The sequence below is a fragment of the Gryllotalpicola ginsengisoli DSM 22003 genome (assembly GCF_000419445.1).
GTDB classification, from domain to species: Bacteria; Actinomycetota; Actinomycetes; order Actinomycetales; family Microbacteriaceae; genus Gryllotalpicola; species Gryllotalpicola ginsengisoli.
In genome coordinates this window covers 236,012-257,688 of the sequence record NZ_AULK01000003.1, presented here as the reverse complement: position 1 = coordinate 257,688, position 21,677 = coordinate 236,012, and the positions used below count along the sequence as shown (strand labels likewise).

The 21,677-nt window shown below is 71.8% G+C and carries 22 protein-coding genes; 13 read left to right on the top strand and 9 right to left on the bottom strand.

Annotation, left to right across the window (positions count from 1 at the left end; genetic code table 11):
* Positions 1-2 precede the first annotated feature (2 nt).
* The 4 genes from H563_RS0107970 (at position 3) to H563_RS0107955 (ending at position 4,295) form a co-directional block, all read left to right on the top strand.
* Positions 3-1,289 carry an adenylosuccinate synthase gene (locus H563_RS0107970; protein WP_022882077.1) on the top strand — a complete coding sequence of 429 codons (1,287 nt, stop codon included), beginning with the start codon at positions 3-5 and terminating at the stop codon, positions 1,287-1,289.
* Positions 1,290-1,297: 8 nt separating this feature from the next.
* The gene (locus H563_RS0107965; RefSeq protein WP_022882076.1) at positions 1,298-2,368 is read left to right on the top strand and encodes a lactonase family protein; all 1,071 of its coding nucleotides are present in this window, start codon (positions 1,298-1,300) and stop codon (positions 2,366-2,368) included.
* Positions 2,369-2,397: 29 nt separating this feature from the next.
* Positions 2,398-2,730, top strand: coding sequence for a chorismate mutase (locus tag H563_RS0107960; RefSeq protein ID WP_022882075.1), 333 nt, complete (start codon positions 2,398-2,400; stop codon positions 2,728-2,730).
* 179 nt (positions 2,731-2,909) lie between these two features.
* Positions 2,910-4,295, top strand: coding sequence for an HNH endonuclease signature motif containing protein (locus H563_RS0107955; protein WP_022882074.1), 1,386 nt, complete (start codon positions 2,910-2,912; stop codon positions 4,293-4,295).
* A gap of 48 nt (positions 4,296-4,343) precedes the next feature.
* Here H563_RS0107955 and H563_RS0107950 read toward each other — a convergent pair whose 3' ends face one another.
* Complete coding sequence (locus H563_RS0107950) at positions 4,344-4,550, bottom strand: hypothetical protein (protein ID WP_155865091.1); 207 nt, start codon at positions 4,548-4,550, stop codon at positions 4,344-4,346.
* A 118-nt stretch (positions 4,551-4,668) separates the two neighbouring features.
* Here H563_RS0107950 and H563_RS15655 point away from each other — a divergent pair, with 118 nt between their 5' ends.
* Positions 4,669-5,391, top strand: coding sequence for a TetR/AcrR family transcriptional regulator (locus H563_RS15655; RefSeq protein ID WP_022882072.1), 723 nt, complete (start codon positions 4,669-4,671; stop codon positions 5,389-5,391).
* Between the two features lie 74 nt (positions 5,392-5,465).
* Complete coding sequence (locus H563_RS0107940) at positions 5,466-5,885, top strand: hypothetical protein (RefSeq protein WP_155865089.1); 420 nt, start codon at positions 5,466-5,468, stop codon at positions 5,883-5,885.
* Positions 5,886-6,106: 221 nt separating this feature from the next.
* Here the strand turns inward: H563_RS0107940 and H563_RS0107935 are convergent, their stop codons facing one another.
* Positions 6,107-6,928, bottom strand: a complete 822-nt coding sequence (locus H563_RS0107935; protein WP_022882070.1) for a metallophosphoesterase — start codon at positions 6,926-6,928, stop codon at positions 6,107-6,109.
* A gap of 136 nt (positions 6,929-7,064) precedes the next feature.
* A complete protein-coding gene (locus H563_RS0107930; protein ID WP_022882069.1) occupies positions 7,065-7,724 on the bottom strand; it encodes a TrmH family RNA methyltransferase in 660 nt (219 codons plus the stop codon).
* Between the two features lie 25 nt (positions 7,725-7,749).
* Here H563_RS0107930 and H563_RS0107925 point away from each other — a divergent pair, with 25 nt between their 5' ends.
* The 5 genes from H563_RS0107925 to H563_RS0107905 all read left to right on the top strand — a co-directional run bounded on the left by H563_RS0107925 (position 7,750) and on the right by H563_RS0107905 (position 12,457).
* A complete protein-coding gene (locus H563_RS0107925; protein WP_022882068.1) occupies positions 7,750-8,568 on the top strand; it encodes an HAD-IIA family hydrolase in 819 nt (272 codons plus the stop codon).
* Between the two features lie 124 nt (positions 8,569-8,692).
* Complete coding sequence (locus H563_RS0107920) at positions 8,693-9,610, top strand: ABC transporter ATP-binding protein (RefSeq protein WP_022882067.1); 918 nt, start codon at positions 8,693-8,695, stop codon at positions 9,608-9,610.
* The gene (locus H563_RS0107915; protein ID WP_022882066.1) at positions 9,607-10,416 is read left to right on the top strand and encodes an ABC transporter permease; all 810 of its coding nucleotides are present in this window, start codon (positions 9,607-9,609) and stop codon (positions 10,414-10,416) included. Before H563_RS0107920 ends, H563_RS0107915 begins: the two co-directional genes overlap by 4 nt.
* A 77-nt stretch (positions 10,417-10,493) precedes the next feature.
* On the top strand, positions 10,494-11,837 hold the full coding sequence (locus H563_RS15650) for a sensor histidine kinase (protein WP_022882065.1): 1,344 nt from the start codon (positions 10,494-10,496) through the stop codon (positions 11,835-11,837).
* Entirely contained in the window at positions 11,834-12,457 is a 624-nt protein-coding gene (locus H563_RS0107905) for a response regulator (protein WP_022882064.1), read from the top strand. The genes H563_RS15650 and H563_RS0107905 overlap by 4 nt, the downstream gene beginning before the upstream one ends.
* A gap of 18 nt (positions 12,458-12,475) precedes the next feature.
* Here the strand turns inward: H563_RS0107905 and H563_RS0107900 are convergent, their stop codons facing one another.
* The 4 genes from H563_RS0107900 to H563_RS0107885 form a co-directional block, all read right to left on the bottom strand.
* Positions 12,476-14,491, bottom strand: a complete 2,016-nt coding sequence (locus tag H563_RS0107900; RefSeq protein ID WP_022882063.1) for a hypothetical protein — start codon at positions 14,489-14,491, stop codon at positions 12,476-12,478.
* Positions 14,488-15,039, bottom strand: a complete 552-nt coding sequence (pyrE, locus tag H563_RS0107895; protein WP_022882062.1) for an orotate phosphoribosyltransferase — start codon at positions 15,037-15,039, stop codon at positions 14,488-14,490. The genes H563_RS0107900 and pyrE overlap by 4 nt, the downstream gene beginning before the upstream one ends.
* 106 nt (positions 15,040-15,145) lie before the next feature.
* Positions 15,146-16,510 carry an aspartate aminotransferase family protein gene (locus H563_RS0107890; RefSeq protein WP_022882061.1) on the bottom strand — a complete coding sequence of 455 codons (1,365 nt, stop codon included), beginning with the start codon at positions 16,508-16,510 and terminating at the stop codon, positions 15,146-15,148.
* Positions 16,511-16,608: 98 nt separating this feature from the next.
* Entirely contained in the window at positions 16,609-17,901 is a 1,293-nt protein-coding gene (locus tag H563_RS0107885; RefSeq protein ID WP_033210030.1) for a PQQ-binding-like beta-propeller repeat protein, read from the bottom strand.
* A 140-nt stretch (positions 17,902-18,041) separates the two neighbouring features.
* On the opposite strand from H563_RS0107885, the gene cofD reads away from it, so the two are divergent.
* Entirely contained in the window at positions 18,042-19,052 is a 1,011-nt protein-coding gene (cofD, locus tag H563_RS0107880) for a 2-phospho-L-lactate transferase (protein WP_022882059.1), read from the top strand.
* A 186-nt stretch (positions 19,053-19,238) separates the two neighbouring features.
* Positions 19,239-20,108 (top strand): aldo/keto reductase, encoded by an 870-nt coding sequence (locus tag H563_RS0107875; protein WP_407635316.1) that lies wholly within the window; start codon positions 19,239-19,241, stop codon positions 20,106-20,108.
* 30 nt (positions 20,109-20,138) lie between these two features.
* Here H563_RS0107875 and cofC read toward each other — a convergent pair whose 3' ends face one another.
* Together cofC and cofE are read right to left on the bottom strand one after the other, a co-directional pair.
* Entirely contained in the window at positions 20,139-20,783 is a 645-nt protein-coding gene (gene cofC / locus H563_RS0107870) for a 2-phospho-L-lactate guanylyltransferase (protein ID WP_022882057.1), read from the bottom strand.
* The gene (gene cofE / locus H563_RS15645) at positions 20,780-21,658 is read right to left on the bottom strand and encodes a coenzyme F420-0:L-glutamate ligase (protein WP_022882056.1); all 879 of its coding nucleotides are present in this window, start codon (positions 21,656-21,658) and stop codon (positions 20,780-20,782) included. The genes cofC and cofE overlap by 4 nt, the downstream gene beginning before the upstream one ends.
* Between the last annotated feature and the right edge of the window lie 19 nt (positions 21,659-21,677).

The following is a 21,677-nucleotide window of genomic DNA, read 5'->3' as shown; positions in this document are numbered from 1 at the left end:
ACGTGCCGGGAATCGTCATCGTCGGCGCCCAGTGGGGCGACGAGGGCAAGGGCAAGGCCACCGACCTGCTCGGAAGCCGCATCGACTACGTCGTCAAGTTCAACGGCGGCAACAACGCCGGTCACACCGTGGTGATCGGCGACGAGAAGTATGCGCTGCACCTGCTGCCGTCGGGCATCCTGACCGAGGGCGTCGTGCCGGTCATCGGCAACGGCGTCGTCATCGACCTCGAGGTGCTGTTCGAAGAGCTCGACGCGCTGAGCGCCCGCGGCGTCGACATCTCGAAGCTCAAGATCTCCGCCAACGCGCACATCATCGCGCCCTACCACCGCACCATCGACAAGGTCACCGAGCGGTTCCTCGGCAAGCGGCAGATCGGCACCACGGGGCGCGGCATCGGGCCGGCGTACGCCGACAAGATCAATCGCGTCGGCATCCGTATTCAAGACCTGTTCGATGAGTCGATCCTTCGGCAGAAGGTCGAGGGCGCGCTGTTCCAGAAGAACCAGCTGCTGCTCAAGGTCTACAACCGCCGCGCCATCACGGTCGACGAGATCGTCACCGAGCTGCTCTCGTACGCCGACCGCGTCGCGCCGATGGTGTGCGACACCGCGCTCGAGTTGAACAGCGCCCTGGAGCGCGGCCAGAACGTGCTGTTCGAGGGCGGCCAGGCGACCATGCTCGACGTCGACCACGGCACCTACCCGTTCGTGACCTCGTCGTCGGCGACCGCCGGCGGCGCCTCGACCGGCTCGGGCGTCGGCCCGACCCGCATCGATCGCGTGATCGGCATCGCGAAGGCGTACATCACCCGCGTCGGCGCGGGCCCGTTCCCGACCGAGCTGTTCGACGAGTGGGGCGACTTCCTCGTCGAGCACGGCGGCGAGTTCGGCACCACGACCGGCCGGCGCCGCCGGCCCGGCTGGTACGACGCGCCCATCGCCCGGTACGCAAGCCGCGTCAACGGCCTGACCGACATCGTACTGACCAAGCTCGACGTGCTGACCGGGCTCGAGCGCATTCCGGTGTGCGTCGCCTACGACGTCGACGGCCGACGGTTCGACGAGGTCCCGGTCTCGCAGAGCGACTTCCACCACGCGAAGCCGATCTACGAGGAGTTCCCAGGCTGGAGCGAGGACATCACCGGCGCGCGCAGCTTCGAGGAGCTGCCGAAGAACGCGCAGGACTACGTGCTCGCGCTGGAGCAGATGTCGGGAACGCGCATCTCGGCGATCGGCGTCGGGCCCGGCCGCGACGCCATCATCGTGCGGCACGACCTGGTGGGCTGATGGGTGGGGTGACCCGCATCTGGATCGGCGGCTACACCTCCGACATGGCCGGCACCGCGCGCGGCATCGCCTCGGTCGAGGTCGCGCCCGACGGCACCCTCGGCACGCCGAAGCTCGCGGCGCCGATGCGCAGCCCGAGCTTCGTGGCGCAGCATCCGTCTCTGCCCGTGCTGTACGCGGTCGGCGAGAAGGACGGCACCTTCCGCGCCTTCCGCATCGCGGACGACGGCGCCCTCGCGCCGCTCGGCCGGGTGTTCGCCGCCGGGGCCGCGGCCTGTCACGTCGCCGTCGACGACGGCGGCCGCTTCGCCGTGGTGGCCTGCTGGGGCTCAGGCCAGGTGATCCTCTACGCGCTCGACCCCGAGACGGGCGAGATCACGGGTCGATCGGATGCCGCAGCCGCGAGCGACCCGTACGCCGGCGTGCCCGAGACCGAGCTCACGGCGCCGCGGCCCGACTACGCCCCGCGCCGCAGCCGTGCGCATTTCGCGCAGCTGCTGCCGAACGGGCAGCTGCTGACCACCGATCTCGGCTTCGACCTGGCGCGGGTGTGGACGTACGACGCCGGGGCCGGAGGGCTCGAGCTCGACTACGAGATCGTCTTCCCCTTCGGCGCGGGGCCGCGGCACGTCGCGCTCGCGCCGAACGGGCGGCTCTACGTGGACTGCGAGTACGCGGTGTCGGTGTTCGTGCTCGAGCCCGCGATCGATGGGCGCTACGACATCGCCGGCTCGTCGCGCCTGCGCCGCGCTCCGCTGCAGCCGGGCGAGGCTGCGGCGCATGTGTCGGTGTCGCCCGACGGCCGGCTGATCTACGCGACGATCCGGAAGTCCGATGTGATCGCGGTGCTCGCGGTCGGCGAGCGCGGCATCCCGTCGCCGCTCGCCGAAGTGCCCTCGGGGGCGGCGTGGCCGCGCCATCATCTGCTGCTCGGGTCGCGGCTGTACGTCGCGAACCAGCACGGCGACGAGATCACCGCATTCGCCCTCGACGGAGACGGCATGCCGGGCGAGATCGTGCAGCGCGTGCCGACCGGGGCGCCGACGGCGTTGGTGCCGGCACTGGTTCCGGCGCGCTGAGGGTCACGGGCGTCGGTAGGGTGTGAGCCATGACCCGCAGCACTCCCGACAGCGACGAGGCCGCCTGGCAGCGGCTGATGAGCATCCGCCAGAGCATCGACAACATCGACGCGGCGCTGGTGCACCTGCTGGCGGAGCGGTTCAAGTTCACGCAGACGGTCGGCGAGCTCAAGGCGGCGCACGGCTTGCCCGCGGCCGATCCCGAGCGCGAGCGAACCCAGATCGCCCGGCTGCGAGAGCTCGCGGCCGAGAGCAACCTCGACCCGGAGTTCGCCGAGAAGTGGTTCAACTTCGTCGTGACCGAGGTGATCCGGCACCACATCCAAGCCGGGGCGGACGGTGCGGAGCGAACGGGTGAGTGAGCGGATGGCCGCTTTCGGGTGAGTGAGCGGATGCTTCGCGCATCCGCGTCTCGCACGCTTGAGCTCTTGACCTTCGAACGTCTTTTCCACAGATCGCAGCTTTTCCCCGCTCAATGTCGGGGGTGCCGAGTAGCGTTGCTCGCGTCGGAAAATCGATGACACTTTCGATGGGGGGCGTCATGGCGCAGCGGGATCAGGAAGCGCGGGATGCGTTCGCCCGTGCCGCCGCGCTCGGCCCGGGCGACGTTCCCGCATTGTCGGATCAGCAGTTGATCGAGTACACCGAGGCGCTCGAGGCCGCCGGCCGGCACCTCGCGGCGCTGCAGCTGGCGGTGGCGAAGGAGTACGACGCGCGGTCGCATCCGTGTTCTGACGGCGAGGAGTCGTTCGCGCACCGGCTGGGCCAGCGCACGCCGGCGCAGGCCCTCGCGACGGTGGGGCTGATGAGCGCCGGGGAGGCGCGGCGGCGGGTCAGAGACGCCCTCGCGTTGTGCCGGTTCCCGGTGCTGGCCGAGGCCGTCGCGTGCGGCCGGGTCGGTCGGGAGGCCGCCGAGGCGATCCTCGATCCGATCGCGAAGACGCTGCACGTGGCCGATCCGCAGTTGGCCGCGGCCGCGGAGTCGAACCTCGTCGAGTCGGCCACGACGCTGCCGGCGGATCTGGTGCGCGAGCAGGCCGTCGTCTGGGCCGCCGTGCTGGATCCCGACGGGCGCGAACCGGTGGAGGACGCGGCGATGGCCAAGCGGTTCTTCACCCTCGGCAAAGACGTCGACGGGCTGGTGAAGGTCTCGGGGCTGTTGCCCACCGTTCAGGCCGCCACTCTGCGCGCCGTGTTCGACGCGCACCTGAATCCGCGGGTACGGCCGGCCTTCGCCCTGGCGGAGGCGGATGATGCCGCTGTTGGCGGCGCGGGCGCCGACGCGGATGCAGCCGTTGCTGCGGACGCGGGCGCCGACGCCGCGGCATCCGATCGCCCGCGCGATCCCCGCACGGCCGGGCAGAAGCGCGCCGACCTGCTGCACGCGATCTTCAGCCACTACGCCCGCAGCGACGAGGCTCCGGACATCGCGGGCGACCACCCGGTGGTCTGGGTGTCGACGACCGAGGCGGAGCTCGCCGAGGGGGCGGGCTTGGGCTACCTCGCCGGCGCGGCGGAGCCGGTCGGCATCGCGCTCGTCGACCAGGCCGCGTGCACCGGGGGAGTGCAAGAGGTCGTCTTCGACGAGTCCGGCGCCTTCTTGCGGCTCGGGCGCACCCGGCGCGCCTTCAGCCGGCGGCAGCGTCGCGCAATGGCGCTGCGAGACGGGCCGCGCTGCGTCATCCCCGGCTGCAGCACTCCCGCCTATCTCTGCGAAGCCCACCACGTGATCGCCCACAAAGACGGCGGGCGTACCGATCTCGACAACGGCGTGCTGCTGTGCTGGTTCCATCACCATGAGATCGACGCCGGGCCATGGCGCCTGCGCATGGTGGGCGGCAGACCCGAGGTGAGCTGGGTCGTGGGCAGGCACCGCTCCGACTGGTCGCCGGTGAATCCCGGCGTGCCCGCGCGGCGTCGCACCTGATCACCGGCAACACCGGGGCGTCGCCGGCGGATTTCTAGTCCGAGCTCTTCAGTCCGAGCTCTTCAGGATGATCGCTTCCGTGGGCGGGGCGGCGGGAGGAGCGGTAGGCGGGGCCGTGGCCGCCATCTTGCCCGCGGTCTCGGAGTCGAGAGCGGCGGCGGCATCCGCGGCGACGCGCCCCTCGATGCCCTCGTCGGACTCCTCCGTCGACTCTTCCCGCTCGCGCGGCTCGTCTTCGTGGTACTCGTCCGTCATGCTCGCCATGCTATTGCGCACGCGCCGCCGTGGCAGGGCCATGCCGGGGATTCGCCGCATCGTCACACGCCGCCTTGATGTTGCACACCGCCGTGCGCGGATGCCGTACGCTCGGGGGATGGCCGAAACTCGAGGGAACACCGCCTCTCGGGGTACCGCTGCGTCGAAGGGATCCGCCTCGAAGCCGCGCGCGCCGCGCAAGGATGCCGAGGCGAACCGCGAGGCGATCCTCGACGCCGCCGCGGTGCTGCTGATGCAGGACCGCAACACTCCGCTCGAGGCGATCGCACGGCAGGCCGGACTCACCCGCCGCGCGATCTACGGGCACTTCGACACCAGAGACGACCTCATCGACGCGGTGCTGCTGCACGCGGCCGCCGAGCTGACCGCGGCCCTCGACCCGATCTCGCACCCCGATCCCCGCGTCGAGCTCGCCCTGCACGCGTCCCGGCTGTGGGCCGACAGCGAGGACGTGCGGCTGCTGACCCGGCTCGCCGGCCACGGCCGGCATCGCGATCAGGTGGCACGGATGCTCGAGCCGGTGCGCATCAGGCTGAGGCAGACCGTCGAGCGCGGAGCCGCATCGGGAGCCATCCGTGACGACATCGACCCGTCGTCGCTGGCGCGCCTCATCGAATCGACCGCGCTGTCGGTGCTCGCGGAGTCGCGCCGCACCTTCCTCGCGCCCGCACGCGGCCACGACCTCGTGATCGAGTGCGTCCTCGGCATCGCCGGAATGGGCTGGCGCGAGGTGCGCGAACTGATCGAGCGCACGGCGGTGCTGGCGTACGGCGCCGAACTGGATTCGCCCGCGCTCGAGCCGGCGTGGCTGCGCGCCTGAGGGCTCAGGGGATCAGGCAGAGCGAGCCGAGGGCGACGGTGCAGTCCTCGCTCGACCCCCCGGTGGCAGGGGCGGTGGCTGCGGAACTGGGCGTCGCGCTCGGGGAGGACCCGGCAGACGAGCCGGCAGAGGAGCCGGCAGCTGTCGTCGGCTGCGCCGCCGATGCGGCGCCGGCCGAGGACGACGCCTGGCTCGCGGAGGCGCTCGAGCTGGGCGAGGCGGAAGCGCCGCTCGCAGAGGAGCCGCTCGCAGCGGTCGGCGTCGGCGACGGCGTGACGGGTGCCGGGTTGGCGGCGCGGGAGGCCGTCTTCGTCGCGGCGGCTGCGGCGGCCTCGGCAGCGCTCGGGGTGCCGGAGGCGCGCGGGGTGCTGCGCACGGCGAGGGGCTTCGTCGTCGTGCTCGGGTGCGGACGCGTCGTGGCGGATCCGGCCGTCGACGAGCCGTCCGAGGTGCTCGGGCCGCTCTCGACCGCGGCCGCAGACTGCGAGAACTGAACGCCCGTGTGCGTGGCGATCCCGAAGGTCACGAAGGCTCCGGCGATCGCGAATGCGCACGCTGCGCCGACGAGTCCACCGAGCGCCGCGGGGCGGCGGTACTGCGCGACCGTCGCCAGGACGGAACGGTTTTGGCGGTGTCTGGACATAAGCGCCGCCCAGTATCGCAGGCGGCACCTGGGAGACGCCACAGTCCCCCACTCGGGGGCCGAACCTCGGGTCTACACCCGCGGCCCGAACTTCTCCGCGACGGCCTTCACCCCGTCCGGGTCGAGATCGAACAGCCAGCGGCCGTCGTCGGGTGCGGGCGCGGTCACGAAGGTCGCGGCGGGCGACCCCTGCACAGGCACGTCCACCACGGCGAATCCGCTGCCGCTCGCGGCCCGCTCGTGCCCGGCCGGCGCGAGCGCGTCGGTCGTGTTCGTGACCCCGGGGGCGACGACGACCGGGATGCCGGAGACCCAGGTGGCGACGGCGTGGTGGTAGTGGCCGGAGAGGACGAGCCGAACGTCGCCGGCGGCGAACGCCTCGAGGGCCTCGGCCGGGTTCTGCAGCTCGAGGGCGTGCAGCAGCACGCTCCACGCCGGAACCGGCGGGTGGTGCATGACGACGATCGTGCCGTGCTCGGCCGGGGCGGCGAGCTGCTGCCGCGCCCACGCGAGCTGCTCGGCGGAGAGCTCGCCGTAGCCGGCGCCCGGCACGGAGGTGTCGAGGCGCAGCACGCGGTAACCCGCCACCTCGACGACGCCGTCGCGCGGGCCGAGAACCTGCTCGAACCCGTCGCGCAGGTCGTGGTTGCCCATGACGTAGGCGGTCGCGGCGCCGCGTTCCGCGGCGAACGGCTCGATGCGGTCGCGCAGCTTCTCGTAGGCGGCGGCAGCGCCGTCTTCGCTCAGGTCTCCGCTCGCGACGACGAGGTCGACGCCCTCGACCACGGCGGCGCGGGCGAGCACGCGCTCGAGTGCGGCGGTCGTGTCGATCCCGTTGTGACGGGCCTCGGGATCGGCGAGCAGATGCGTGTCGGAGAGGTGCAGGATGCGCATGAGCGCAGGCTAACGGGTGGGGGTGACACGAGCGTGCCGGACGCTTCGAGACGCCGTGGTCCCTGAGGAGCGCATCGCGCGTCTCGAAGGGTGGTCCCTGAGGAGCGCATCGCGCGTCTCGAAGGGTCGCGGCTCCTCAGCGGTCGGATGCTGCGGGCAGCCGCGCGTGCTGCACGACCCACTGGTGCATCGCGATCGCGGCGGCCGCGCTTGCGTTGATCGACCGGGTGGAACCGAACTGGGAGATCTCCACGACGGCGTCGGCGGCCCGGATCGCGGCATCCGTCAGACCCGGCCCTTCTTGGCCGAACAGCAGCACACATGCCCGCGGCAGCGCGAACCGCTCGATCAGCACCGAGCCGGGCACGTTGTCGACGGCGATGATCGGCAGCTCACGCTCGCGCGCCCACGCGGCGAGCTCGTCGACCGAGTCGTGGTGCAGCACGTGCTGGTAGCGGTCGGTGACCATGGCGCCGCGCTTGTTCCAGCGGCGCCGGCCGACGATGTGCACCGTGTCGGCGAGGAACGCGTTGGCGCTGCGCACGATCGATCCGATGTTGAGGTCGTGCTGCCAGTTCTCGATGGCGATGTGAAACGGATGCCGCCGCCGATCGAGGTCGGCGACGATCGCCTCCATGCGCCAGTACCGGTACCGGTCGATCACGTTGCGGGTGTCGCCGCGGGCGAGCAGTTCGGGGTCGTACTGCTCGCCGGCCGGCCAGGCCTCCCGGCCGCCCGGCCAGGGACCCACACCGTGCGTGCTCAGCTCGGGCGACTCCGGCGGGGTCTGGTCCACCCCGCAAGCCTAATAACCTGGGCGTATGCGAGACCGCAGCGAGATCGAAGCCTGGCTGACCGACATGGACGGCGTGCTCGTGCACGAGAGCAAGGCCCTTCCCGGCGCTTCCGACCTCCTGGCGCAGTGGGATGCGCAGGGTCTGGAGTACCTGATCCTGACCAACAACTCGATCTTCACCCCGCGCGACCTCGCCGCACGGCTGCGCATCTCGGGCATCTCGGTGCCCGAAGAGCGGATCTGGACCTCGGCGCTCGCGACGGCGGCGTTCTGCCAGAGCCAGATCCCGAACGGCAGTGCGTTCGTGATCGGCGAGGCGGGCATCACGACGGCGCTGCACGAGGCCGGGTTCATCATGACCGAGACCAACCCCGACTTCGTGGTCGTCGGCGAGACGCGCAATTACAGCTTCGAGGCGATCACCAAGGCGATCCGTCTCATCGACAAGGGCGCGCGCTTCATCGCGACCAATCCCGACGCGACGGGCCCGAGCGCCGACGGGCCGCTGCCCGCGACGGGCGCGATCGCGGCGCTGATCACGAAGGCCACCGGCAAGGAGCCGTACGTGGTCGGCAAGCCCAACCCGATGATGTTCCGCTCGGCGATGAACAAGATCGGGGCCCACTCGGAGACGACGGCGATGATCGGCGACCGCATGGACACCGACATCGTGGCCGGCATCGAGGCCGGCCTGCACACGATCCTGGTGCTGACCGGCATCAGCGACGAGAAGGAGGTGCTGCGCTACCCGTTCCGACCCGACGAGATCATCTCGGGCGTGAGCGAACTGGTCGCCTCCGAGCCCGTCGAGTGGGAGGGCGAAGGCCCGCGCCACGACGTGTAGCGCGCACTCTGCGCATCAACCATGCGGTTGATGCTGAGATCACCGCGCATCAACCGACAGGTTGATGTCGAGATCAATCGGATGCCCGCTTTCGGCGGCCACGGGGAGCAGCCAGTGTGGGCGCATGACATCGTCACCTGAACCGGCCGTCGCCGTCCGCGGCCTGCGCAAGGAGTACGGCGGCAGCGAGGGCACCGGCAGCACCGGCAGCATCGGCAGCACCCGCAGCACCGTCACAGCGGTCGACGGCATCGACTTCGACATCGGGCACGGCGAGGTGTTCGCGCTGCTCGGCCCGAACGGGGCCGGCAAGTCGTCGACCATCGAGATCCTCGAGGGGTACCACCGCCGAACGGCGGGCGACGTCGAGGTTCTCGGCGCCGATCCGCAACGGCTGCACGGGCGGGCGCTGCTCGCCTGGAAGGCGCGCATCGGCATCGTGCTGCAGTCGGCGAGCGAGCAGAACGTGCTCACGGTGCGGCAGATGCTGCGGCAGTTCGCGAGCTTCTACCCGCACCCGCGCCCCGTGGACGAGGTGATCGACGCCGTGGGTCTCACGCAGAAGGCGAATGCGCGCATCGACAGGCTCTCGGGAGGGCAGCGGCGCCGCGTCGACGTGGCGCTCGGCATCGTCGGACGACCCGAGCTGCTCTTCCTCGACGAGCCGACCACGGGCTTCGACCCCTCGGCGCGGCGGGAGTTCTGGGGCTTGATCCGGCGACTGCGGGACGAGGGCACGAGCATCCTGCTCACCACCCACTACCTCGACGAGGCGGCGCAGCTCGCCGACCGGGTCGGCATCATCGCCGCCGGGCGACTCGTGGACATCGGGCCGGTCGACCGCATCGGCGGGGCCGAAGCCCGGGTGCCCTACGTGCGATGGGCCGAAGGCGCAGGCATCCGGGAACAGCGCACGCATGAGCCGGCCCGCCTCGTCGCCGAGCTCGCCGCGCGGTTCGGCGGCGAACCGCCCCGTCTGGAAGTGATCCGCCCGAGCCTGGAGGACGTGTACCTGCAGCTGATCCGAGGCGCGGCCGCATGAACACCATCGCCCTGGGCGCGGTGCGCACGCGCTACGAGATCGTCTCCTACTTCCGGCAGTTCGACGCGCTGTTCTTCACCTTCCTGTTCCCGATCATCATGCTCGGCATCTTCACCGCCGCGTTCAGCGCGACCGGCGACATCGGCACCGGCCCCGGCGGGCCGAAGGTGAGCTTCGGCGCCTACTACCTGCCGGGCATGGTCGCGGCCGGCGTGCTGCTGTCCGGGGTGCAGAACCTGGCCGTCGCCATCGCCCAGGAGAAGAGCGACGGCACGCTGAAGCGACTCGGCGGCACTCCGCTGCCGCCGCTGTCGTACTTCATCGGCAAGATGCTCTCGAGCCTGCTCACCGGCGTCGTGCAGCTGATCCTGCTGCTGCTGTTCGCGCGCACGGTGTTCGGCATCGCGTTGCCGAGCGACCCCGAACGCTGGCTCGACCTCGCCTGGATCTACCTGCTCGGCATCCTCACCTGCTCGCTGCTCGGCATCGCCCTGTCGGCGGTGCCGCGGTCGGGGCGCAGCGCGACGGCGGTGGTGATCCCGCTGGTGCTGTTCCTGCAGTTCATCTCGGGCGTCTACCTGCCCTTCGCGCAGCTTCCCACGTGGATGCAGAACCTCGCGAGTTTCTTCCCCCTGAAGTGGCTCGCGCAGGGCATGCGCTCGGTGTTCCTGCCCGACGGCTTCAAGACGCTCGAGGTCGGCCATGAGTGGAACCTCGGCTGGGTGGCGCTCGTGCTGGCGGGGTGGCTGGTGCTCGGGCTCGTGGTCACGCGGCTCACGTTCCGCTGGATCCGCACGGACGCGTGAGAGCACGCAGGTGAGGGCATGCAGGTGTGGGCACGGATGCCTGTGGCGGCAGCGCGAGCGCGTGAAAGAGTGATCGCATGCTGATCCAACCGCGCTGGTGGGACGCCGTGATCGCGGCGGGTCTCGGGGCGTGCGGTGTGCTGCTCGGCATGTCGGAGCCGTTCAACCGGAACCCGGTCAGCTGGTGCATGCTGGCCGGATTCGCGCTGGTCTACGCGTTCCTCGCCCGGCGGCTGCTGACCGTCGCCGATGGCACGGCACCCGTCGCATCCGTCGCGTGCGCCGTGATCGTGGCCGCGCTGGTCGGGGTGAGCGTGTACGGATACCCTGCGCTGGCCACGCTGCAGTGTGTGGCCTACCCGCTGGTGTGGACGCTGCCCTGGAGCGGCACCCGCGGGGCGATCGCCGCGAACCTGGCCATCGGCGTGGCGGTGTTCCTCGGCTATGGCCTGAGCCCCATGAACGGACGGGATGCGGCGGGCTGGACCGGCGGCGCCGCGGTCGCGGTGCTGTCGGTGACCTTCTCGATCGTGCTGGGCGTCTGGATCAGCAACATCGCCCGCTACGGCGCGGAGCGGGCGCGGCTGCTCGCCGAGCTCACAGCCGCGCAGGACGAGCTCGCCGCCATGCACCGCGAGGCCGGGGTCACCAGCGAGCGGGCGCGGCTCGCCCGCGAGGTGCATGACACGGTCGCGCAGAGCCTGACCGCGCTCGTCATGCTCGCCGAGCGCGCGGGCCGGGAGTTGCGCGGGGGCGACCCGAGCACCCCGGCGGAGACCATCGCGACCATCGAGGCCACCGCGCGCGAGACGCTCGCAGAGACCCGGGCCCTCGTCGCGACCACGACCCCGGTGCCGATGGAGTCGGGGCTGGCCGAGGCGCTCGGCCGGCTCGCCGCGCGATTCCGCCGCGAGACCGGGATCGAGGTGACGGTGGACGTGGGGCCCGACGGGCCCGACGGGCCTGGTGTGCCTGGTGGGCCTGACGGGCCTGACGGGGGAGAGCCGCGCATCGCCCGCGAGCAGGAGGTGGTGCTGCTGCGCTGCGCGCAGGAGGGCCTCGCGAACGTGCGCAAGCACGCCGCGGCCCAGCGGGTCGAGCTCGAGGTCGCGCTCGTGTCCGCGGGTGATCCGGCCGGGACCGAGGCGCGGTTGACCGTTCGCGACGACGGGGTGGGGGTGCGCGAGGCATCCGATGACCCGGGAACCGGCGGCGGGGGTTTCGGCGACGGGGGTTTCGGCGACCGGGGATTCGGCCTCGACGGCATGCGCGAGCGGGTGCGCATGCTCGGCGGCCGGCTCACCCTCGCGAACCGGCCGACGGGCGGCGCGGAGCTCGTCATCGCCCTGCCGGTCGGGAAGCCGCCGGTCGGGAAGCTGCCCGTCAGACAGGGGCCGGTCGGGCAGGAGCCGGCGTCGTGATCCGGGTGCTGGTCGCCGACGACCATCCGATCGTGCGCAGCGGAATCGTCGCGACGCTCGCGAGCGCCGCGGACATCGAGGTGGTCGGCGAGGCGGCCGACGGAGCCGAGGCGGTCGCGTCGGCGGCGCAGACCGCACCCGACGTGGTGCTGATGGACCTGCGCATGCCCGCACTGGGCGGCGCCGATGCGACCGAGCGGATGCTTCGCGGTTCGGCTCCTCCGCGCGTGCTGGTGCTGACGACGTATGACACCGACGACGACATCCTCGCCGCGATCGAGGCGGGCGCGAGCGGCTATCTGCTGAAGGCCGCGCCCGCGGAGGAGATCGTCGCCGCCGTGCGGGCGGTCGCCGCCGGCAAGACGGCGCTCGCGCCGTCGATCGCCGCCGCGCTCGTGAACCGGGTGCGGGACGGACGCGCCGGCGCGCCGAAGCTGTCGGCCCGCGAGCTCGAGGTGCTCGCGCTGGTGGCGGCGGGGCGCAGCAATCCGCAGATCGCGGCGGCGCTGTTCATCGCGGAGGCCACGGTGAAGACGCACCTGCTGCACGTCTTCGAGAAGCTCGAGGTGGACGACCGCACGCGGGCGGTCACGCGCGCGCAGGAGCTCGGGCTGCTGTGATGCTGCAGTGACGCAGCGCTATTGCGTGGGCCCGGGGCCGGCGATCGACGCGGTCAGCGGCTGCCCCGACGAGCGGTCCGCGAAGCAGTAGTAGTTGCGCTGGCCGTTGTTCCACTGCTCCTCGGTGACCGGGTAGGCGCCGACGAGCTGGATGTCGTTGTACGCGGCCGCCGCCGTCATGTCGATGATCCCCGGCTTGCTGCACAGCAGGTTGATCTGCGCGGCGATCGCGCTCTCGCCGGGGAAGGCGGCATCCGGGTCGCTGGAGTACGGCGCGGTGTAGACGAGTTGCGCCGCGTGCGGCCCCTGGCACGGAACGACGGTGAACTCCTGCGCCCAGGGCGTGGTGAAGGGCTGCAGGCACTCGCCGCCGCGCAACTCGTCCCACTGGTAGGTGCCGGCCGGCAGCGCTCCGGTGGCAGGGATGCTCGGCGTCGGAGTCGCGCTCGGAGTGGCGCTCGCCGTCTTGGTCCGCGTCGGGCTCGAGGAGGTCGTCGCGCGGGCGCTCGCGGAGGTCGTGCTCGCCGCCGCGGGCGCGCGGTTCCCGCCGGATGCCACCGCGCGACCGAGCGCGTAGAGCCCGACCGCCACGAGCACGGCGGCGAGCACGACCGCCACCAGGAGCAGCCAGCGGTTCGTGCGCGGGGTGCGCGTGTGCTCGGCTTGAGGGCGCGTCGCCGGCTGGTTGGGATACGGCCGGTCCAGATACGGCGGAACGGGAGGGACGGCGGCCGAGAGCAGCGGGGCCGTGGGCGCGGGGGATGCTTGGCGTGCCAGCGCACCGTCGAATGCGTCGACCGGCTTTTCGGTGGACGGCGTCTCGGATGCGCCCGGGGTGGCCGTTCCCGGCGTGAAGGCGACCGTGGGCGCAGCCGCGGCGGCTTCGTCGTCGACGTCTTCGTCGTCTACGTCTGCGTCTGCGCCGTCTGCGTCTGCGTCGTCTGCGTCTGCGTCGTCCGCGTCTGCATCTACGTCCGCGTCGTCGTCTTCGTCGTCTTCGCCGACGCTGCCGCCTCCGAAGAGCGCGGTGATGTCACTCCAGTCTGATGTGATGTGGGGGCCGTCTTGGCGCGGGGATGCGGGCTCGTCGACCGGTTCCTCGTCGGGGATCGTGAATTCGTCGACCGACGGGATGGGCGTGCTGATCTCGGGGTGCGGGTTGAAGAGGTCTTGCGCGAAGGGGTCGAACGCGGGCGGCGTCAACGGGCGGCCGAGCAGGCCGTCGACGGCCGGCTCGTCTCGGGGCTCGTCGGATGCGGGCCCTTCGAGACGCGCTTCGCGCTCCTCAGGGAGCGGAGAGGAGGACCCTTCGAGACGCGCTTCGCGCTCCTCAGGGACCGGAGGGGTGGACCCTTCGAGACGCGCTTCGCGCTCCTCAGGGACCGGAGAGGTCGGCGCTTCGCGCTCCTCAGGGACCGGAGAGGAGGGCGCTTCGCGCTCCTCGGGGAGCGCGGGCTTCGCCGGGACGACGAACGGGTCGGGGTCGGAGGTCGGGGCGAGGTGCCACATGAAGGGCACGGCGGTGTCGCTCTCGCCCTCCGTCGTAGCACCGGCGGGCTCCGTGGGCTCCGCAGGCTCTGCAGGCTCTGCGGAACCGATGGGCTCCGCGGGCTCCTCCGGTGCGATCGGCTCGACCAGGCCGGTGTCCCAGGAGAAGCGCGTCTTGGGGCGCTGCGACTCCGAGGATTCCGGGGCTTCCGAGGCATCCGAGGCATCCGAGGCGTGCGGGGCATCCGGTCGCGGGGCCGGCTCGGCCGACGCATCCGTCTCACCCGTGTCGTCGCTCGCGAGCTCGGCGGGAACCTCGACGCCCTCGGCCTCGAGCACCGCCTCGGCCTCGCGCCGCTCGCGACGGCTGGTGATGCGGCCGCCGGTCAGCTGCGCGAGGAACCACTCCGGGGAACCCGGCTCGGGCGCCGCGGCCGCGCCCTCGGCCTGCGCGGCCTGCTCGCCCGGCTCCTGCTCGCCCGGCTCCTGCTGCGGGTCCGGCTCGTGCGACGGGTGCGGCTCGCGCGGTTCGGTGGGGTCGCTCACCCGGCCAGCCCCAGATCGTCGAGACCGACGGCGGCGTAGTAGGGGTATCCGGCCGCCTCGATGGCCTCCTTGGCGCCGGTCGCGCGGTCGACGACGACGGCGACGGCGGCGATCTCGGCGCCGACCTTCTTCAGCGCCTCGATGGCCTTCAGCGGCGACCCGCCCGTGGTGGAGGTGTCTTCGAGCACGATGACGCGCTTGCCGGCGAGGTCGGGGCCCTCGACCTGGCGGCCGCGGCCGTGGTCCTTGGGCTCCTTGCGCACGACGAATGCGTCGTAGGCGAGGCCGCGGGCCGCTCCCTGATGCAGGATCGCCGCCGCGATCGGGTCGGCGCCCATGGTCATGCCCCCCACCGCGGCCACGTCGGGGATGTCCGCGATCAGGTCGAGCATCACCTGGCCGATCAGCGGGGCGACCCGGTGGTCGAGGCTGACCTTGCGCAGGTCGACGTAGTAGCTGGCCTTCTTGCCGCTCGTCAGCGTGAAGTCCCCGTGGAACACGGCGTCGGACTTGATGTACTCGATGAGCTGCTGACGTGCGTCGGTCACGGCGTACATCCTACTGATGGCCTGCTGACAGCAGGCTCGCGCCCGCGCGGCGCGAGCCTACTCAGGCCGGCACAGCACAGGCCGGCACAGCACAGGCCGGCACAGCTCAGGCCGGCACGGCCACGTCGGCGAGCACCGCGTCGTAGGCCGCGAAGGCTTCGGCGATGTCGTCGGGCGTCGCCACGAGCGGAGGAACCACGTGGATGCGGTTGTTCTGCACGAACGGCAGCACCCCGCGCTCGAGCAGGCCCGCCTTGATGCGCGCCATCACGGCGTCGGGGAGGGGCGTGCGGCTCGCGGCATCCGTCACGAGCTCGATCGCCCAGAAGCAGCCGAGCCCGCGCACCTCGCCGACCACCTCGGGGTGCCTGGCCTGCAACTCGGCGAGCGCGGGGCCGATCGCCGTGGCGCCGAGCGACGCCGCGTTCTCGACGATGCGCTCGTCGGTCATCGCCTCGATGGTGGCGACAACGGATGCTGCGGCCAGCGGGTGCCCGGAGTACGTCAGCCCTCCGGGGAAGACGCGCTCGTCGAACTGCTCCGCGATCGCGGGCGAAATGATCACCCCGCCCATCGGCACGTAGCCCGAGTTGACGCCCTTGGCGAAGGTGATCAGGTCGGGCGTCACGTCCCACGCCTGGTGCGCGAACCAGTGCCCGGTGCGGCCGAACCCGGCCATCACCTCGTCGGCGATGAAGACGATGCCGTACCGGGTGGCGAGCTCGCGCACGCCGGCGAGATAGCCGGGCGGCGGCACCATGACGCCGGCCGTGCCCGGCACCGTCTCGAGCAGGATCGCCGCGATGGTGTCGGGTCCCTCGGCCTGGATGACCCGCTCGAGGTGGTGCAGCGCGCGTTCGCTCTCCTGCTCCTCGGTCTCGGCCCAGAACTCGCTGCGGTAGAGGTAGGGCCCGAAGAAGTGCACGTGGCCGCGGGCGTACTGGTTGGGCATCCGTCGCCAGTCGCCGGTGGCGACGATCGCCGCGCCCGTGTTGCCGTGGTAGGAGCGGTAGGTCGACAGCACGGTGTCGCGGCCGGTGGTGAGGCGGGCGAGGCGGATCGCGTTCTCGTTGGCGTCGGCTCCGCCGTTGGTGAAGAACACGCGGTTGAAGTCGGCGCCCTTCAGGTTCGCCTTCTCCAGGATCAGCCGGGCCGCCTTGCCGCGGGCGAGGTTCGCGTGCTTCGGGTCGATGGTGGTCAGCTGCGCGGCCTGCTGCTGGATGGCGGCGACGACCTTCGGATGCTGGTAGCCGATGTTCACGTTGACCAGCTGGCTCGACATGTCGAGGTATCGGCGGCCTTCGTAGTCCCAGAGCCGCACGCCCCGGCCGCCGGCGAAGACCAGCGGGTCGAGGTTCGCCTGAGCCGACCAGGAGTGGAACACGTGTGCCCGGTCGAGTTCGGAGGCGAGCCGTTGGTCGGCGGGGTCCAGCGCGAAGTCGGATGCGGGGTCCAGCGCAGGGTCTGACATGTACCGATTATGTCGCCCGGAACGCGTCGGCAGCGGCGCCCTGCGGCTCAGTAGCTCGACTCGGGGCTCGACTCGGTCGCTCAGCTCAGTAGCTCGACTCAGTAGCTCGACTCGGGGCTCGGGGTCGCCGTGGGCGTGGGCGGAAGCGCGGCGGCCTGGGAGAGCGTGTCGATCGGGGCGAGGAGCACGGTGCTCGCGAGCTTGTCGACATCCCCGAAGTCGTAGTTCAGCTCGGTGCCGCCGAAGGTGATCGCCACGGTGTCGTCGTCGACGAATGCCACCTGCGCCACCTGCTCGAGCGCGCTGCCGGCCGGCGCGTCGACGGTCTTCGCCACCTTTCCGGTCGCCCCGTCGAGGAAGACCAGCTTGTGCGTCGAGGGGACGGTGACGACGACGTAGTCGTCGTTCGCGCCGACGACCTCGCCGTCGGTCTTCACGCTCCAGGCCGCCGTGCCGTCCTGCTTGATCAGCGACACGGTGCCCTTCGCGACGGTCTTCGCGTCCCGGTAGCCCGTGACCGGGAACGCGCCGTTCACCGTCGCGGTGTCGTCGTACCGCGGATCGTAGTTCGCGGTATCGCTGTCCGCGCTCACCGAGTCGAGGCCGGGCTGCCAGTGTTCCGACTCGAAGGTGCTGCTCGGCTCGCCCTCCTCGTCGACCACGGAGATCGTGTTCTTGGTCCCGTCCGAGTAGACGGCGACGGTGGGGTCGGCGACCGAGATCCACGACGTCCCGGCGAGCTTCGTCGGCTCCTGCACGAAGCGCTCGCTGCCGTCGCTCGCGTCGAGCACCCGGTAGGCGGTGTCGTCGTCCTGCTCGCAGGCGAGCACCACGGCGCTCTTCTGCGCCAACTCCAGTTCGCAGCCGTCGTCGCTCAGTTCGGAATCCGGCACGTCGGCCTCCACCGACCACTTCGTCGCGCCCGTCTTCGGGTCGAGCGCGGCGACCACGCCCGAGGCACCGAGCGCGGAATCGGCGCTCGTGCCCAGAACGATCACCCCGGCCTCGCTGAGCCGCGCCTGGAACACGTCGATCTGGGGCGCATCCGCCCAGTCCACGGTCGTGCCGGTGTCATCCACGACGGCGAAGTGCGTCGTGGACTCTGCATCCGTGAACGTGCTCTCGAGAACCGGTGCGTCGCCGCCGGCGATCCGGGTGTCCTGCGCCAGCAGCGCGTAGCCGTCGCCGCTGACCCCCAGCAGCTCCACGGCGCCGTTGTATTCGATCAGCTGCGGCTTGGGTGTCGGTGAGGCCGACGCCGAGGTCTTCGGCGCGGTCTTCGACGCGCTCTCCTCGGCGTCGTGGGAGCCGCAGCCGGTCAGGGCGGCGACCAGCCCGATGGCGATCAGCCCGGCCACGGCGGCGGACGGGCTGCTGACAGTGCGATTCATGACTTCCCCCCTCGCGGACCCTCGCGGATCGGATTTCACGGTCCGGATGTTAGGAGCACGCTATGAGCGCTCCCGCCCCCGCGGAATGGGGAGAGCTCCCCGCGACAAAGCGTGCGACGAGGGCCGCTTAGGCTCATCAGGTGCAGAAACAGAACCTCGTCGTGTTCGTCGGAGGAGTCGGCGGAGCGCGCTTCACGCGCGGGCTCGTCGCCGAGCTGGAGCGGCGGCATCCCTCGCCCGCCGAGCGTCCGAACGTGACCGCGATCGTGAACACCGGCGACGACGCCTGGATCGCCGGGCTGCGCGTCACCCCCGACCTCGACTCGATGATGTACACGCTCGCCGGGGTGAACGACGAGCAGCGCGGCTGGGGGCGCGCGGGCGAGTCCGAGCGCGTGTCGGCCGAGCTGGCCGCATACGGGGTCGGCTGGCCGTGGTTCACCCTCGGCGACCTCGACCTCGGCACCCACATCGCCCGCACGGCGATGCTGCGCGAGGGCCTGTCGCTGACCTCCGCCGTCGAGCGGCTCACCGCCCGTTGGAACGACGGCGCGGGCCTGCCCGTGCGACTGCTGCCCATGACGGACTCCGAGGTCGAGACCCACGTCGAGGTCGACCGCGGCGAGGGCCCCGAGCTCATCCACTTCGAGGAGTGGTGGGTGCGCTACCGCGCCGCGCTGCCCACCACCCGCTTCGAGCAGGTCGGGCTGCAGGGCGCGTCGACCACGTGGCAGGTGCGCGAGGCGATCGAGCAGGCGGATGCGCTGCTCCTCGCCCCTTCGAACCCGGTGGTGTCGATCGGCACCATCCTCGCGGTGCCCGGGGTGCGGGAGGCGCTCGCCGCGGCATCCGCCCCCGTCATCGGCGTCTCGCCGATCATCGCCGGCCGGGTCGTGCGCGGCATGGCCGACGCCTGCCTGTCGGCCATCGGGGTGGAGACCTCGTCCGCGGCGGTCGCGGAGTTCTACGGCGCCCGCCGGCGCCGGAACGGCATTCTCGACGGATGGCTCGTCGCCGAGGAGGACGCGGACGCGGTGTCCCGCGTGGAAGCCCTCGGCATCCGCACCCGGGCCGTGCCGCTGTGGATGAAGGACGCCGCCTCGTCGGCCGCCCTGGCCGGCGCCGCGCTCGACTTCGCCGCGGAGTTCTGAGGCCGGCGGGCGTCGCACGAGAGGTGCGAAATGTGCCCTCACCACCGGGCAGAAGGGTGATTTCGCGCCGCTCGAGCCATCCACGGCATCCTGCTTCCGCTCGACCCCGGGAATGCACCGCGCCCGCGGGTACTTACCGTCAACATGAGCACCCCCGAGACGAACACAGAGAACACCGCGCAGACGATCACAGACACCACCACCATCAACGCCGCCGCTTCGGGCAGCTTCACGATCGGCGGCGACCTCACCGTGAACCGGCTCGGCTTCGGCTCGATGCAGCTCACCGGTCCCGGCGTGTGGGGCGACCCGAAGGACCCGGACGTGGCGGTGCGCGTGCTGCGCCGCGCCGTCGAGCTCGGGGTGGACTTCATCGACACCGCCGACAGCTACGGCCCGGTTGTGGCCGAGCAGCTGATCAAGAAGGCGCTGCACCCGTACCCGGAGGGCCTCGTCATCGCGACGAAGGCGGGCCTGACCCGCCAGGGCCCGGACCAGTGGACCCCGGTCGGCCGCCCCGCCTACCTGCGCCAGCAGGTCGAGCTGAGCCTGCGCAACCTCGGCCTCGAGCGCATCGACCTGCTGCAGCTGCACCGCATCGATCCCGAGGTGCCGCTCGAAGACCAGGTCGGCGAGCTGAAGAAGCTGCAGGACGAGGGCAAGATCCGCCACATCGGCCTCTCCGAGGTCTCGATCGAGCAGCTGCAGGCCGCGCAGCAGATCGCGGAGATCGTCACCGTGCAGAACCTCTACAACGTGGCGAACCGGCAGTCCGAGGCCCTGCTCGACCACGCGACTGAGCACGGCATCGGCTTCATCCCGTGGTTCCCGCTCGCGACCGGCGAGCTGGCGAAGCCCGGCGGCCCGCTCGCGGCCATCGCCGAGAAGAGCGGCGCGACGCCGTCGCAGCTCGCCCTCGCCTGGCTGCTGAAGCGGTCGCCGGCCATGCTGCCGATCCCGGGCACGTCGAGCGTGGCGCACCTCGAGGACAACATCGCGGCCACCTCGGTGCAGCTCTCCGACGCCGACTTCGAGGCGATCGCGCAGGCCGCCTGAGCCGCCTGAGCCGCCTGGGCGGGTCCCGCTCTACGCGGCCGACATCGCGAGCCGCGTGTGCCGGCCCGGCGCGGGCAGCGCGGCGAGATCCTCGGGCGAGTCCACGTCCCGGCGCAGGCCCCACTCCGCCGGCACCTCTAGCCGCGTGAACCCGGCGGCGGCGTGCGCGGCGGCCGACCCCTCCCCGAACATCGGCTCGGCCGCCGCGTCCGGGGCGATCGTGATCATCGTGGTGCCGGTGCCCGAGGCATCCGCCACATAGGCGAGCGGATGCTCCTGCGCGAGCTCCAGCGCACGTGCCAGCTCCTCGGGCGCGAGCCCGGGCAGGTCGCCGAGCAGCACGGCGATGTGCCCGGTGGGCTCCTGCCCGCGGAAGGAGGCGATGCCGTGCCGCACCGCTCCGTTGAGCCCGTCGCCCGGGTCGGGCAGCACCTCGACCGGCGCGAGCGCGCTCGCGGGGGCGATCCCCTCGGCGGCGCCGAGCAGCCGGTCGAGACCCGCCTCGTTCGACACCACGGTGACCCCCGCGACCGCGGGAACCGCACGCACCGCGGCGACGGTGTCGGCGACGAAGGCGCGTGCGAGCGCCGACCGCTGCCCGTCGTCGTACACGGCCGCCAGGCGGCTCTTCGCACCCGGCGCCCCCTTGAACGGGATCACGATCAGCCAGCTCATCCATCCCTCGCATCGTTCAGAGACCTCGCGTCGTTCAGAGACCTCGCGTCGTTCAGAGACTCAGGTCGCGGCGCGACTCCCGCCGATTCAGGGCGCGGCGCGACCCCCGCGCGCCCGTCGGCGTACCCCGCCCGGTACGCCTCGTCGGTGCCGAGGCGGAACATGTCGGTCGGCCCGGTGCGCGGCAGTGTGCGCGCCCCCGGGGTGTCGACCTCGTCGGTCACGAGCCGCCCCATCCCACGCACGACGGCGACCGGCCGACCGGAGGCCTTCCCCTTCACGAGGTCGCCGAGGCCGGCGAGCTCGTCGGCGACGACCGGCTGCGTGACGGCGAGCGTGCGGCCCTGCGCATCCGTCGACCCGCGCAGGTCGTCGATGACCCGCACGCCGGCGGCGCCGATCGCGATGTCGGTCTGGCCGATGCGCCAGGCGCGGCCGAGAGTGTCCGAGACGATGACGCCGAGCCGCACCCCGAACCGCGCGCGCAGCGCCGCGCACAGCGCCCGGGCGCTCGCGTCCGGGTCGAGCGGCAGCAGCAGCACGGTGCCCTCGGGCGTGTTCGAGGCGTCGACGCCCGCCGCGGCACCGACGACGCCGAGCCGGTTCTCGACGATGCGGGTGAGCCCGCCGTCGTAGGCGCGCGTGGCGACCACTCGCACCGTCTCGGCCGTGATCGCGTCCTCGCGATCGGATGCCTGCACCACCCGCCCCTCGGCCTTCGACACGATCTTCGAGGTGACGACGAGGATGTCACCGTCGCGGCATCCGTGCTCGTCGCGCTCGAGCGCGTCGCCGATGATCTCGGCCAGGTCGTCGCCGGGCGCGATCTCGCCGATGCCGCCGGGCGCCCACGCCGCAACGTGCGGGCCACTCATCGGGCCACTCATCGGTCCG

Coding starts and splice junctions, on each gene's coding strand:
- H563_RS0107960 (WP_022882075.1), top strand. CDS start 2,398: ATGACCCGCAGCACTCCCGACAGCGACGAGGCCGCCTGGCAGCGGCTG.
- H563_RS0107955 (WP_022882074.1), top strand. CDS start 2,910: ATGGCGCAGCGGGATCAGGAAGCGCGGGATGCGTTCGCCCGTGCCGCC.
- H563_RS0107950 (WP_155865091.1), bottom strand. CDS start 4,550: ATGACGGACGAGTACCACGAAGACGAGCCGCGCGAGCGGGAAGAGTCG.
- H563_RS15655 (WP_022882072.1), top strand. CDS start 4,669: ATGGCCGAAACTCGAGGGAACACCGCCTCTCGGGGTACCGCTGCGTCG.
- H563_RS0107935 (WP_022882070.1), bottom strand. CDS start 6,928: ATGCGCATCCTGCACCTCTCCGACACGCATCTGCTCGCCGATCCCGAG.
- H563_RS0107925 (WP_022882068.1), top strand. CDS start 7,750: ATGCGAGACCGCAGCGAGATCGAAGCCTGGCTGACCGACATGGACGGC.
- H563_RS0107920 (WP_022882067.1), top strand. CDS start 8,693: ATGACATCGTCACCTGAACCGGCCGTCGCCGTCCGCGGCCTGCGCAAG.
- H563_RS0107915 (WP_022882066.1), top strand. CDS start 9,607: ATGAACACCATCGCCCTGGGCGCGGTGCGCACGCGCTACGAGATCGTC.
- H563_RS15650 (WP_022882065.1), top strand. CDS start 10,494: ATGCTGATCCAACCGCGCTGGTGGGACGCCGTGATCGCGGCGGGTCTC.
- H563_RS0107890 (WP_022882061.1), bottom strand. CDS start 16,510: ATGTCAGACCCTGCGCTGGACCCCGCATCCGACTTCGCGCTGGACCCC.
- H563_RS0107885 (WP_033210030.1), bottom strand. CDS start 17,901: ATGAATCGCACTGTCAGCAGCCCGTCCGCCGCCGTGGCCGGGCTGATC.
- cofC (WP_022882057.1), bottom strand. CDS start 20,783: ATGAGCTGGCTGATCGTGATCCCGTTCAAGGGGGCGCCGGGTGCGAAG.
- cofE (WP_022882056.1), bottom strand. CDS start 21,658: ATGAGTGGCCCGCACGTTGCGGCGTGGGCGCCCGGCGGCATCGGCGAG.